Annotated in this window: 12 protein-coding genes; 11 read left to right on the top strand and 1 reads right to left on the bottom strand. The window is 34.9% G+C overall.

Going from position 1 to position 13,209, the window contains the following annotated elements:
• The first annotated feature begins 11 nt into the window (after window positions 1-11).
• The 10 genes from ACKI3H_RS05110 to ACKI3H_RS05065 all read left to right on the top strand — a co-directional run bounded on the left by ACKI3H_RS05110 (window position 12) and on the right by ACKI3H_RS05065 (window position 11,378).
• Window positions 12-2,459 carry a heavy metal translocating P-type ATPase gene (locus tag ACKI3H_RS05110; RefSeq protein ID WP_407371197.1) on the top strand — a complete coding sequence of 816 codons (2,448 nt, stop codon included), beginning with the start codon at window positions 12-14 and terminating at the stop codon, window positions 2,457-2,459.
• A 50-nt stretch (window positions 2,460-2,509) separates the two neighbouring features.
• Window positions 2,510-2,719 (top strand): heavy-metal-associated domain-containing protein, encoded by a 210-nt coding sequence (locus ACKI3H_RS05105; RefSeq protein ID WP_407371196.1) that lies wholly within the window; start codon window positions 2,510-2,512, stop codon window positions 2,717-2,719.
• A gap of 202 nt (window positions 2,720-2,921) precedes the next feature.
• Entirely contained in the window at window positions 2,922-4,259 is a 1,338-nt protein-coding gene (locus ACKI3H_RS05100; protein WP_407371195.1) for an aminopeptidase C, read from the top strand.
• Window positions 4,260-4,373: 114 nt separating this feature from the next.
• Entirely contained in the window at window positions 4,374-4,949 is a 576-nt protein-coding gene (locus ACKI3H_RS05095) for a TetR/AcrR family transcriptional regulator (RefSeq protein ID WP_407371194.1), read from the top strand.
• Between the two features lie 122 nt (window positions 4,950-5,071).
• Complete coding sequence (locus tag ACKI3H_RS05090; protein ID WP_407371193.1) at window positions 5,072-6,148, top strand: ABC transporter permease; 1,077 nt, start codon at window positions 5,072-5,074, stop codon at window positions 6,146-6,148.
• A complete protein-coding gene (locus ACKI3H_RS05085) occupies window positions 6,148-6,831 on the top strand; it encodes an ABC transporter ATP-binding protein (RefSeq protein ID WP_407371192.1) in 684 nt (227 codons plus the stop codon). The genes ACKI3H_RS05090 and ACKI3H_RS05085 overlap by 1 nt, the downstream gene beginning before the upstream one ends.
• Before the next feature lie 236 nt (window positions 6,832-7,067).
• On the top strand, window positions 7,068-8,267 hold the full coding sequence (locus ACKI3H_RS05080; RefSeq protein WP_407371191.1) for a dicarboxylate/amino acid:cation symporter: 1,200 nt from the start codon (window positions 7,068-7,070) through the stop codon (window positions 8,265-8,267).
• Between the two features lie 169 nt (window positions 8,268-8,436).
• The gene (locus tag ACKI3H_RS05075; RefSeq protein ID WP_407371190.1) at window positions 8,437-10,113 is read left to right on the top strand and encodes a formate--tetrahydrofolate ligase; all 1,677 of its coding nucleotides are present in this window, start codon (window positions 8,437-8,439) and stop codon (window positions 10,111-10,113) included.
• A gap of 35 nt (window positions 10,114-10,148) precedes the next feature.
• Window positions 10,149-10,781: a cyclodeaminase/cyclohydrolase family protein gene (locus ACKI3H_RS05070; RefSeq protein WP_407371189.1), complete on the top strand. Its 633-nt coding sequence runs from the start codon at window positions 10,149-10,151 to the stop codon at window positions 10,779-10,781.
• Window positions 10,782-10,811: 30 nt separating this feature from the next.
• Window positions 10,812-11,378, top strand: coding sequence for a 5-formyltetrahydrofolate cyclo-ligase (locus ACKI3H_RS05065; RefSeq protein WP_407371188.1), 567 nt, complete (start codon window positions 10,812-10,814; stop codon window positions 11,376-11,378).
• Window positions 11,379-11,440: 62 nt separating this feature from the next.
• Here the strand turns inward: ACKI3H_RS05065 and ACKI3H_RS05060 are convergent, their stop codons facing one another.
• Window positions 11,441-11,878 carry an acyl-CoA thioesterase gene (locus tag ACKI3H_RS05060; RefSeq protein ID WP_407371187.1) on the bottom strand — a complete coding sequence of 146 codons (438 nt, stop codon included), beginning with the start codon at window positions 11,876-11,878 and terminating at the stop codon, window positions 11,441-11,443.
• Between the two features lie 200 nt (window positions 11,879-12,078).
• On the opposite strand from ACKI3H_RS05060, the gene ACKI3H_RS05055 reads away from it, so the two are divergent.
• The gene (locus ACKI3H_RS05055) at window positions 12,079-13,209 is read left to right on the top strand and encodes an exonuclease SbcCD subunit D (RefSeq protein WP_407371186.1); all 1,131 of its coding nucleotides are present in this window, start codon (window positions 12,079-12,081) and stop codon (window positions 13,207-13,209) included.

Raw genomic sequence — 13,209 nt, 5'->3', positions numbered from 1 at the left:
AGTGAATTAAATTGACTGAGAAATCATTTACTATTGAAGGGATGAGTTGTGCGTCATGTGCTCAGACTGTAGAAAAAGCGACTAAGAAATTACCTGGAGTCAAAGAAGCCAGTGTAAATTTGGCTACTGAAAAAATGAATATTCAATACGATGAATCGATTCTGACAGATAAAGATATTCAAGAAGCCGTAAATCAATCAGGATACAAAGCTGTAACTGATACAAAACAGAAAACTTTTGCCATTGAAGGGATGACCTGTGCATCATGTGCTCAAACGATTGAAAAAGCTACTGGAAAATTACAAGGAGTAGCACATGTGAGTGTGAATTTAGCTACCGAAAAAATGAGTATCCAATATGATCCAAATCAACTAGAAGTAGCGGATATTACAAATGCCGTAAAAGAATCTGGTTATGAAGCTCATGAAGAAATTGAATCAGTTGATGCACTAGACATGGATCGTGAAAAAAAAGCACAACATATAAACGAGATGTGGCAACGATTTTGGATTTCAGCTGTTTTTACGGTCCCTTTATTGTATATTTCAATGGGTCATATGTTAGGAATGCCATTACCTGAAGTGATTGATCCTATGATGAATGCTAGAATCTTTTCTTTTACTCAATTGATTTTAACTTTACCGGTTGTAATTTTGGGAAGAGAATTTTTTAAAGTTGGATTCAAAGCTTTATTCAAAAGGCATCCCAATATGGATTCACTTGTTGCTTTAGGAACGAGTGCGGCCTTTCTATACAGCTTAGCTGCAACTATAGGCATATGGATGGGAAATGTTGGCTTAGTGATGGATCTTTATTATGAATCTGCAGCAGTTATTTTGACGTTAATCACACTTGGGAAATACTTTGAAGCTCTTTCAAAAGGAAAAACTTCTGAAGCAATCAAAAAACTAATGGGTCTTGCTCCAAAGAAAGCTAGAATGATGCGAAATGGACAAGAGATAGAAGTAGCAGTCGATGAAGTACAAGTAAATGATTTAATCATCGTGAAACCAGGTGAAAAAATGCCCGTCGATGGAGTAGTAGTCGATGGCATGACATCAGTTGATGAATCTATGCTGACTGGAGAAAGTATACCAGTTGAAAAAACTACCGGCGATGCGATAATTGGAGCAAGTATCAATAAAAATGGAACAATTCAATACAAAGCTACAAAAGTTGGCAAAGATACAGCCTTATCTCAAATCATTAAGTTGGTAGAAGATGCGCAAGGTTCAAAAGCTCCTATTGCAAAACTTGCCGATATTATTTCTGGATACTTTGTCCCAATCGTTATCGTATTGGCTGTTCTATCAGGAATTGTTTGGTATCTAGCTGGAGAATCAGGAATATTTGCATTAACAATCACTATTTCGGTATTGGTTATTGCTTGTCCATGTGCGTTAGGATTAGCAACACCTACCGCTATCATGGTCGGTACAGGAAAAGGAGCCGAATATGGCGTTTTAATCAAAAGTGGCGGTGCACTAGAAAAAACGCATAAAATCGACACAATCGTTTTTGATAAAACGGGCACACTGACTGAAGGAAAACCTGAAGTAACGGATATTGTAACCTTCAGTGAGCTTTCTGAAGAGAAGTTGCTGATTCTTGCAGCCTCTGCTGAAAAAGGTTCTGAACATCCACTAGGAGAAGCGATTGTTCACGGGGCAGAAAATAAGAAATTGATCCTTCTTAAAACGCAAACATTTAATGCCTTGCCTGGACATGGAATTGAAGTAACAATAGAGAATCAATCACTCTTATTAGGAAATAAAAAGTTGATGGTCGACCGCGGTATCTCACTTGATACAGTAGAGTCAATTTCCGATAAGTTAGCAAGTGAAGGTAAAACCCCAATGTATATTGCTAAAGATGGACAAATGGCAGGAATGATTGCCGTTGCAGATACAGTAAAAGCGAATAGCTTGAATGCCATTGAAAAATTGCATAAAATGGGTTTAGAGGTAGCCATGATTACTGGTGACAATAAACGGACTGCTGAAGCTATTGCCAAACAAGTAGGAATTGACCGTGTGTTAAGCGAAGTGTTACCGGAACAAAAAGCAAATGAAGTGAAGAAATTACAAGCTGAAGGAAAAATAGTCGCTATGGTGGGTGATGGTATCAATGATGCTCCGGCTTTAGCGCAAGCTGATATTGGTATTGCCATTGGAACGGGTACAGATGTAGCTATGGAATCTGCAGACATTGTGCTGATGAGAAGTGATTTGATGGATGTACCGACAGCCGTGGAATTGAGTAAAGCAACCATCAAAAACATTAAAGAAAACTTATTTTGGGCATTTGGGTACAATATTTTAGGTATTCCTATTGCTATGGGTCTACTACACGTTTTTGGAGGCCCATTGTTAAATCCGATGTTGGCTGGAGCAGCAATGAGTTTCAGTTCAGTATCCGTATTGATCAATGCACTGCGTTTAAAGAGATTCAAACCATAGTCTAAAGAGAATAATAGTGAACTATCATTATGGAATTGGAGTGATAAGAAATGAAAAAAGAATTAACGATAGAAGGCATGAAATGTGAAGGTTGTGCTAGTACGGTAGTTGAAAAACTTCAATCAGTTGAAGGTGTTGAACGTGTAGTTGTTGATTTAGAAACAAAAAAAGCGATTATTGAAAGTCCAAATGAAATTGATGAAACAGTTTTTGTCCAAGCATTAAGCGATACAAATTATACAATAACTAGTAGCAACTAAAGATTCTATAATGTTTAATATTAACAGACTAAAACCTCACTCTTCTATGAAAGAGTGAGGTTTTTATTTCACTTTTACGTGAAATAAACATTAATGGAAGAGTGACATCCTCCTAACTAGAATAATAGGAATAAATGAATCAACTTGCTAGATAATCCAAATAAGAGTATCCTGTTAAGTAATAAATTAGGGGGGAATGAAGATGGGAATCGATAATGAAATGTTAACAGAGTTTAAAGCACGATTTGATGTAAATAGTGCAAATCAGGTAATTAAAGGCGCCATAGCAAAAGTTGGTATTGATGATGCTTCTTTAGATAACAATGTTTTAAGAAGGCATTCTTTTGAGTTCTCAAACGAAACCAAACGTGGTGCAATAACAAATCAACAATCTAGTGGCCGGTGTTGGATGTTTGCGGCTTTAAATACAGCTCGTGTAGATACAATGGAAAAATTAGATATAGATAATTTTGAATTTTCTCAAAATTACACGTTGTTTTGGGATAAACTTGAAAAAGCCAATTATTTTTTAGACAGTATTTTAGAAACATTAGACGAACCGAAAAATTCTAGAATTGTTTCTCATCTATTGATGGATCCAGTTCAAGATGGAGGACAATGGGATATGTTTTCCGGATTATTAGAAAAATATGGTGCGGTTCCTAAATCTGTTATGCCCGAAACATTTCATTCTTCTAATACAAAAAAATTAAACTTAGTACTAACCTCTAAACTTAGAGAATTTGCTTGTCAATTACGTGAAAGTCATAAAGTAGGATCTTCACTAAACGAATTAACAGAGAATAAGGAAACGATGCTTTATTTCATTTATACTGTTCTAGTAAAAGCATTGGGCGAAGTTCCTGAGTCGTTTACTTACACCTATCGAAACAAAGAAGGGGAATACTGCCGTATCAATGAAATCACTCCACAAAACTTTTTTAAAGAATACGTCGGTTGGGATTTAACAAATTTAGTCAGCTTGTTAAATGCACCAACAGAAGATAAACCATTTGGAAGAGCCTACACTGTGAAGTATTTAGGTACCGTTAAAGAAGCAAAACCGATTCAATACATTAATGTCCCTATTCAGGTTTTAAAAGAAGCCGCTGTTGCTTCAATTAAAGACGCTCAGCCAGTCTGGTTTGGCTGCGATGTGGACAAAATGTTGGTAAGAGATAGTGGAATCATGGATGAACACAGTTACAACTATGAATTGACACTAGGTGAGGGTAGCGGATTAACAAAAGCGCAACGCTTAGATTATGGCGATAGTTTATTGACTCATGCAATGGTATTTGTGGGAGTAGATTTAGACGAACAAGGTCAGCCGCTAACGTGGAAAGTTGAAAACAGCTGGGGAGAAAAATCAGGTAAAAAGGGAATTTATTCTATGAGTGATAAATGGTTTGAGGAATTTAACTATCAAATTGCAGTAGATAAAAAATACATTCCTGAAAAATGGTTGAAAGCTTTAGAGCAGCCTATTATTGCATTAGAACCCTGGGATCCAATGGGTGCTTTAGCTTTGGTAAAATAAAAATAAAGAGCAAGGGTTTGAAGAAAAGAAACTTCAGACCCTTGTTTTTGCTTTTTAGCGAAATAAAACATGCTATAATCTACAGTAGAAAGAAAAAAATAAGGAGTGATTTTGGTGGCAAGAGAAAAGAAATTTTCAACAAATGATATTTATTTGCAGACACATAATCTCCTGATAAAAGAAGGTTATGAAAAATTTTCGTTTAGTTTGCTGGCCAAATCATTAAAAGTTTCAAGAGCGGCTATTTATAAATACTATACAAATAAAGATGAACTTATTAGTGATTACTTAGTAGGACAAATGAAAGAAATGATGGAAGAGTTCTATCAAATAAACTGGTCTTTAGACTATTCAGACCAATTTGATCAATTATTCGAGTTGATTTTTAAGTATCGAGAAGCACATTTGATTTCAAATACTCTTCCACATGACAAAATGGTCATCAGTACTGATAAACAAAAGCAAAAAGAAACTATTTCTGGAGAGGTCCATAGACATTTTTTTAATTATATTCAACAGTTTATTCAGACTGGTAAAACAAATGGTCATATAAAAAAAGAAATACCCGATAGTTTAATTGTGGGTATTATTTTTCATAGTATTAACATACCTGATCATTCTAATTTAAGTTCCAAAGAAAGAGCTTATTTTATTAAGATGATCATTAAAAATGGTATTTTTGATATTTAAAAGTGACACAAGTGTAACTTTGTTGTATACTATTATCTGTAAAGATAAGTACTTAAAGAAATGGGGTAGGATAAATGTTTTTAGCACTGAAGGAACTAAAGCACTCCAAAGGAAGATTTATTATGATTGGTTTAATTATAGTATTTATTTCGTGGCTTGTGTTTGTATTATCTGGTCTTGGAACGGGGTTATCTGATTTAGCAACTTCGACGTTAAAATATTCTGAGGCAGATTACGTTGTTTTTGAAAAGGAAACGGATTTTAGCTTTTCTAAATCTATTCTTTCTGAAGATTTGGAAGAACAATTGCTAAACGAAAAAGGGGTTGAAGCTGTCGCTTCAATGGGAACGGTCTCGGCTTCAATACGTTCTGCTGCCAGTGATGAAGAGAATGCAACAAAAACGGATGTCCTTATAGCGGGTATTCAGCCCGGATTATTTATGGAGCCGTCTGTCAGTTCTGGAAAAGCACTAATAAACAGCAATTTAAATGGTGTAATTGTGGATGAGTCTCTGAAAGAAGACGGGTTTTCATTAGGTGATACGCTAGCAATCAATGGATCTAATGAAGAAGTGGAGATTATCGGTTTTGTCCAAAATGAAACTTTAAATCATCAGCCGGTTATTTTTGCACAATTAGATAAATTTCGTGCTATTAAGTACGCTGCACCTGGTTCAGATAATGGTATAGAAAATCCAGTTAATGGAATTTTACTTCAAGGAACGAATGTAGACGTTGAAGCAATAAATGAAACAATTGATGGGATAGAAATAGGGACAAAAGATGAAGCTGTAAACGCTGTTCCTGGATATACAGCTGAAAATGGCACAATCATGATGATGCTGTGGTTTTTAATCATTATTTCAGCTTTTATTATTGGTGTGTTCTTTTATGTTTTAACCAATCAAAAAACGCAGCAATTTGGTGTTCTAAAAGCCATTGGAGGAAGTAACGGTTTTGTTATTAAAACCGTTATCTCACAAGTCTTCGTTTTATCAGCTATCAGTATCTTAGTAGGAATTGGGCTGACATATCTTACTGCTGCAGTACTACCAGAGGGTATGCCGTTTAACTTAAAACTCCCTATGGTCATCATTTATAGTATCGTTTTACTAGCGATAAGTGTCTTAAGTTCGCTATTTTCTGTGATCAAGATTTCTAAAATTGATCCTTTAACAGCATTAGGGAGGTTGGAATAATGTCTGGTATTCAATTAAAAAATGTCACAAAACGTTATCAAGATAGTGAAAGTGAAACGATTGCGTTAAATCAAGTTTCAATGACTGTGGATAAGGGAGAATTTGTAGCTATTATTGGACCATCTGGTTCAGGAAAGAGTACTTTTTTAGCAATTGCAGGAGCTTTATTGAAACCTTCTGAAGGAGAAGTATTTATTAAAGATAGAGCAATATCCTCTTTGAATGAAAAAGAGTTAGCACAAGTTCGCTTGGAACAGATTGGTTTTATACTGCAAACGTCAAATTTGATTCCTTATTTGACGGTACTAGATCAATTATTAGTTGTCGTAAAAATGAAGGGTTCCATTACTGAAGATATGAAAAAAATTGCAAGAGAACTTTTAACAGATTTAGGGTTAGATACTAAATTCGAAAAATTTCCAGACAAGTTATCTGGCGGTGAAAGGCAACGTGTGGCAATTGCGCGTTCCTTTATGAATGATCCTGATGTTATTTTAGCAGATGAACCCACAGCTAACTTAGATACTGCACGTGCTCATGAAGTCGTACAGTTGATTGCAAAAGAAGTGAAGTCTCGTAATAAAGCTGCTATTATGGTTACCCATGATGAACGCATGTTGAAATACTGTGATCGTGTTTATCGTATTGAAGATGGCGTACTCAAAGAAGAGAAAACTGTATAAGACAGTAAACTAAACATTAATAAAATAGCCATTGGCTGGTATATATTCGGTAGTATGCCGAGTTTATACCAGCTAATTTTTTATACTTTAATAAGTATGAGGACTAATTCTATTAAAAATGAACCTTATATTAATTAAAAAATGGTTAGAAATAAAAAAATATGTTAGGATAGTGAAGGAAGAATTTATAGATAAAAAGTAAATTCTTTTTTGTTTATAAAAGGAGTGAGTAAAAGATGAAAAGGATCAAATTAGGATTAGTAACAAAGTTGCTAATAGCAATTATTTTAGGTATTGTTTTTGGACAATTGGCTTTTTTGCCGGATTTTATTATTCAAATACCGGTTACGATTTCTGCTCTATTCAGTAGTTTACTAAGTTTTATCATCCCATTGATGATCATTGGTTTTGTGGTAGTGGGTATTGCGGATCTTACACAAGGAGCAGGAAAGCTGCTGGGTATCACCACATTAATGGCTTACTCTTCAACCTTGATTGCTGGTTTTCTCGCGTATTTAATAGCTGTAAATGTGTTTCCTTTATTTATAGATAGTGGATTAAGTGCGGAAGGTATCGGTGAAAAAGCTGGCCTTGCACCACTATTTTCTATTCCTTTAGAGCCTATTATGGATGTTACTTCTGCCATTGTTTTTTCATTTATGATTGGAATTTGTATTTCATGGCTGAGAGGTCAAAATAAAGGCGATACCATGTATAACTTTTTTAGTGAATTTAGTCTGATCATCAGTAGACTACTTAATTCGCTGATTATTCCAGGATTGCCCATTTTTATATTTGGTAATTTTGTGAATTTAAGTTATACAGGAAGTGTATTTTCGATTCTTTCAATTTTTTGGAAAGTATTTGCGATTGTGATTGGTTTACAACTGCTTCTTGTATCACTCTTTTTTGTAATTGCTGGACTTTATACAAAAAAAAACCCATTGATATTAATTAAGAATCAAGTTCCGGCTTATATAACAGCAATTGGAACGCAGTCTTCTGCAGCAACCATTCCAGTGAACTTAGAAATTGCTAAGAAAAATGGGGTATCTGCTCAAATTCGTGAGTTTGTCATTCCATTATGTGCAACGATTCATTTGTTAGGAAGTATCGTAACGGTTATTTCTTGTGTGACAGCAGTCTTATTAATGTATAATATGCCGATACAGTTTGGTATGATGGCAGGATTTATTGCAATGTTAGGTATAGCTATGGTAGCTGCCCCTGGAGCGCCAGGAGGAGGCATTATGAGTGCTCTACCTTTTATGACTATGGTTGGTATAGATCCAACGGGTGTTATGGGAAATCTCTTGATAACACTGTATTTAACGCAAGATAGTTTTGGCACTGCAGCAAATATTTCTGGAGATAATGCCATTGCAGTTATCATGGATAAAATTTATTACAAACACATTTTAAAAGAAAAAAATTAGAGTCAAAAAGATGAAAAAATCCGTTTAGCTTAACATAAGCAAAGCGTTTTTTTTTTTGAATAAAAATGAAATTAAAGGATTAAATTAACTAATTTTTGAAGGAAAAGATTAAGAAAAATGGTAATATAAGAATAAGAAAATGAGTTTAGAACTAGCTGGAGGGATACATATGGAATTTAAAACAGATGTCACGATTGCGCAAGAAACGACAATGGAACCAATAGTAAACATTGCTAAAAAAATAGGAATAGATGATGATGCGATTGAACAATATGGAAAGTATAAAGCTAAAATTAATGAAATAGAATTAACGGATTTGGAAGCTAAAACAGATGGTAAGTTGATCCTTGTAACGGCTATTACGCCAACTCCAGCTGGAGAAGGAAAGACAACAACCGTAGTCGGATTAGGAGACGGTCTTCAAAAAATAGGTAAAAAAGCTGCAATAGCACTTAGAGAACCGTCTTTAGGGCCTGTTTTTGGTATGAAAGGTGGAGCAGCAGGAGGTGGATACGCTCAAGTTGTACCCATGGAAGATTTAAATTTGCATTTTACTGGGGATTTCCATGCCATCAGTGCAGCCAATAATTTATTAGCTGCTATGTTAGACAATCATATTCACCATGGAAATGCACTAGCGATCGATACACGAAATATTACATGGAAACGTGTGGTGGATATGAATGATCGCCAATTGAGGTTTATCGTTGATGGACTAAATGGCAAAACGAATGGTGTTCCACGCGAAGATGGATTTGATATTACAGTAGCTTCAGAAATTATGGCTATCTTATGTTTATCAATGGATATGGAAGAAATGAAAGAAAAGCTGAAAAATATTATTGTAGGTTACAATGTAGCTGGGCAACCGATTACTGCAGGAGATTTGAAAGCACATGGAGCAATGGCAGCTTTATTAAAAGAAGCATTAAAACCGAACTTGGTTCAAACATTGGAACATACACCTGCGTTTATTCATGGAGGACCATTTGCCAATATCGCTCATGGATGTAATAGCATCAAAGCAACGAAATTAGCTTTAAAATATGCTGATTATGTTGTCACTGAAGCTGGATTTGGTGCTGACTTAGGAGCTGAAAAATTCATGGATATTAAATGCCGATTATCAGGTTTAGAACCTGCAGCTGTTGTAGTTGTAGCAACGGTAAGAGCATTGAAAATGCATGGTGGAATGGATAAAAAAGAATTAAAAGAAGAAAATGTGGTAGCTCTTGAAAAAGGCTTACCTAATTTAATGAAGCACATTGAAAATATGCAAACTGTTTTTGGTATGCCAACGGTTGTAGCCATCAATAAATTTCCAACAGATACTGCTGAAGAATTAGCATTAGTGAAAGAAAAGTGTGAAGAACTCGGGGTACATGTTGTTTTATCAGATGTTTGGGAAAATGGCGGTAATGGCGGACAAGATCTAGCTAGAGCAGTTGTTGATTTGGCAGAACAAAAAAGTACGTTAACCTATGCTTATGAGTTAGAAGACTCGTTGGTAGATAAAATGACTAAAGTTGTTCAAAAAGTCTATGGGGGCGAAGGAATTGCATTAGCTCCTGGAGTGAAAAAAGAAATTACTCGTCTAGAAGCTCTTGGATTTGGGAACTTACCTGTCTGTATGGCAAAGACACAATATTCTTTCTCAGATGATAAAAATAAACTAGGCCGGCCGGAAGGTTTTACAGTGACTATTAAAAAAGTAAAAGTTTCTGCTGGAGCGGGATTTATAGTTGTATTAACAGGCGATATTATGACGATGCCAGGATTGCCAAAAGTACCAGCAGCAGAGTCGATTGATGTTTTAGCGGATGGAAGAATCATTGGATTATTTTAATTTTCTTTAATTATTAAAGAAAGGGGATCATGACAATGAAAGAGCAAACGATTGAACATTTTTTAACTGAACTTTCTGCAAAACAATCCACACCTGGAGCAGGTGGTGCAGCGGCCTTAGTGGCTGCATTAGGTTCTTCTTTAGGTAGTATGGTTGGGAATTTTACGATTGGAAAGAAAAAGTATCAAGCCGTTGATACTGAAGTAAAAAAAATTGTTGAAGAGTTAGAACAAATTAAACTGGAGCTAGAAGAATTGATTCAAAAAGACGCCGATGCATTTTATCCCCTAGCACAAGCATATAAGTTGCCTAAAGAAACACCAGAAGAGATTGAGTATAAAGATAAGGTAATGGAAGAAGTATTAGAGGGCGCTACAACTGTGCCGATTGATATTATGAAAAAGACAGTAAGAGCGATTGAATTGCTTGAGCGAGTAGCTAAAATAGGAAATACCAGGCTAACAGCAGATGCTGGAACGGGGATTCTTTTTTGTAAAGCAGCTTTAGAAGGAGCAAGCTTAAGTGTTTATATCAACACGACAGAGATGCAAAATAAACAAAAAAGACATCTTTTAAATCAAGAAGCTGAACGATTAGTTGAAAAAGGGTCTACGATTGCTAGCAATGTTTATCAAATGATTAGTCAGTCTTTTAAATTAGCAAAGTAATATAAGAACTCAGATTGGAAGAGAAGAAGAATGACAGAAAAAATAGAAAAGCAAGCATTGCGAAAAAAAATGATTTCTTTACTCAATAGTATTTCTGCTGAAGAAAAAGCAGCAATTGAACTAAAACTAGAAGAGAATTTATTCATGTCGAGCGAATGGAAATCAGCTAAACGAATAGGTGTTACGCTTTCTCAAGGATTTGAATGGAACACATTAGGAATCATTAAACAAGCTTGGAAAGAAGGGAAAATTGTTTGTGCTCCAAAGTGCGTTCCAGAGCATAAGGCCATGACTTTTTATGACTTCACAAGTATGGATCAATTAGAAAAGGGTTTTTATAACCTAATTGAACCAAAACCTCCACAAACAAAAATGGTAGGTAAAACGGAGATTGATTTAGTATTGGTTCCAGGATTGATTTACGATGTGAAAGGGTATCGAGTCGGTTTTGGTGGTGGATACTATGATCGTTTTTTGAAAGACTTCCCAAACCATACTGTGGGACTTATTTACTCAAAGCAAATAACTTCAGCTCTTCCAATAGAACCATTTGATATTCCTATTCAGAAAATAATAACGGAAAAAAACTCGTTATAAAAAATAAACCCAAATGACAGCCTTGTCGTTTGGGTTTATTTTTTATAACTTGATAATTAAGCTTATTTTGATAAATCAACACCTAAATAAGCATCGAATAAATCATATAGTTCTGGATGCTTTTTTTTCAAAGAAACAGGTCGGTTTTCCTTGTCTAAGAAACAATGTTTGCTCTCCCCAGTTGTCCGCAATTTCCCGGTAATTTTATCTATAATTTGATACGAGATCGTTAAACGAATACCGTTAAAGGCTTCAATCTTAGGTAAGATGTAAACACGATCGTTGTAACGCACCATTGATTTATAGTGACATGCAATCTCTAGAACAGGAACAATTATTCCAAGTTTTTCCATTTTATCGTAACCAAAACCCATTTGATCTAATAAATTAGTTCTAGCTTCCTCAAACCAACGGATATAGTTTGAATGATGAATAATCCCCATCTGATCAGTTTCATAATACTGAGCTAAATGCTCGTACAAGTCGAATTTTTTTTTCATATCTGTTTCAGTCCTTACTAGTGTTTACTAGTATGATAGCATAGTTGACTTCTTTTATGTTCATCAAAAATAGAAGATATAGTTAGTTTTTATTAGCTGGTGTTCTCAGTGAACTATTCGTAGTATACTTCTTGATAGAAGAACGTTCAAAAAAATGATAAGCTGAATTTTTACAGTAATGTTAACAAAGGAGAATACCTATGCGATTATTACATACAGCAGACTGGCATATTGGGAAAATTGTCAACGAAATGTCAATGTTAGAAGATCAAGAATATTTTCTTAATCAATTAATTGAAAAATTAAAAACAATACAAGTTGACGCTTTAATTATGGCGGGAGATTTGTATGACCGTGCGATGCCTTCAAAAGAAGCAGTATCCTTAGCCAATAAAGTGTTAACAAGACTGATTCAAGAAGTTAATCTTCCTATTTTGGTGATAGCAGGCAACCATGATAGTAATGAACGAGTAGAATATGGTGCAGAACTTTTAGCAACCAATCAGCTCTATATTGAAGGAACCGTCAAAGAGGTGACAAGAAAAGTAACTCTTAAAGGAGTTAATTTTTATTTACTACCTTTTGCAGACTATGCTTATATTAGAGAGCTGCTGCAAGACGAGTCAATTAAAAGTTTAGAAGACGCTACAAGGGTTCAAATAGAAGCCATCAAAAAAGAAATGGATTCTTCAGAAATAAACGTTTTGATAGCACATGGATATGTCATTAATTTAACCAATGATACTTCTGAAACGACTGATTCAGAAAGACCATTAAGTATTGGAACTGCCGAATACGTAAGCGTGGAGCTGTTTGAAGATTTTGATTATGTAGCGTTGGGTCATTTGCATAAGGCTCAAAAAGTAAAGCATGATCGTATTCGGTATAGTGGATCAATATTAAAATATTCGAAATCAGAAGCGGTGCATAAAAAACAAGTATCCCTAGTAACGTTAGAAAAAAATCATGTTGAGATTGAACCGATTTACATCGAACCTAAACGAGATATGCGTATTCTCAAAGATTTCTTTACTAATTTAATGGAACAGCATTCAGATGATTATGTATTTTTTGAATTGCTGGATGAGAATTTTGTTATGGATGCAATGAATCAACTGCGTCGTCGTTATCCAAATGCGATGGGCTTGGAGTACGCAGCTCGAAAAGAACGTGAAGAAAACGCATCAACTATGCATCAGGAACAATTGAAAAAATTATCTGTCCAAGATATTTTTGATGATTTTTATGCACATTATAAAGAAAAAGCTTTAACTGTTGAACACAAAAGTATTATTAACAACATTTTGCATGAAATGGAGAGAGGTAAGTAG

The sequence above is a fragment of the Carnobacterium sp. genome (assembly GCF_045617425.1).
GTDB lineage: Bacteria > Bacillota > Bacilli > Lactobacillales > Carnobacteriaceae > Carnobacterium_B.
This window is presented reverse-complemented; position numbering and strand designations above follow the sequence as displayed.

What these genes read in the sequence shown, in the direction of transcription:
- ACKI3H_RS05065 (WP_407371188.1), top strand. Translation starts at nt 10,812, where the DNA reads ATGACAGAAAAAATAGAAAAGCAAGCATTGCGAAAAAAAATGATTTCT.
- ACKI3H_RS05060 (WP_407371187.1), bottom strand. Translation starts at nt 11,878, where the DNA reads ATGAAAAAAAAATTCGACTTGTACGAGCATTTAGCTCAGTATTATGAA.
- ACKI3H_RS05070 (WP_407371189.1), top strand. Translation starts at nt 10,149, where the DNA reads ATGAAAGAGCAAACGATTGAACATTTTTTAACTGAACTTTCTGCAAAA.
- ACKI3H_RS05090 (WP_407371193.1), top strand. Translation starts at nt 5,072, where the DNA reads ATGATTGGTTTAATTATAGTATTTATTTCGTGGCTTGTGTTTGTATTA.
- ACKI3H_RS05085 (WP_407371192.1), top strand. Translation starts at nt 6,148, where the DNA reads ATGTCTGGTATTCAATTAAAAAATGTCACAAAACGTTATCAAGATAGT.
- ACKI3H_RS05100 (WP_407371195.1), top strand. Translation starts at nt 2,922, where the DNA reads ATGGGAATCGATAATGAAATGTTAACAGAGTTTAAAGCACGATTTGAT.
- ACKI3H_RS05105 (WP_407371196.1), top strand. Translation starts at nt 2,510, where the DNA reads ATGAAAAAAGAATTAACGATAGAAGGCATGAAATGTGAAGGTTGTGCT.
- ACKI3H_RS05075 (WP_407371190.1), top strand. Translation starts at nt 8,437, where the DNA reads ATGGAATTTAAAACAGATGTCACGATTGCGCAAGAAACGACAATGGAA.
- ACKI3H_RS05055 (WP_407371186.1), top strand. Translation starts at nt 12,079, where the DNA reads ATGCGATTATTACATACAGCAGACTGGCATATTGGGAAAATTGTCAAC.
- ACKI3H_RS05080 (WP_407371191.1), top strand. Translation starts at nt 7,068, where the DNA reads ATGAAAAGGATCAAATTAGGATTAGTAACAAAGTTGCTAATAGCAATT.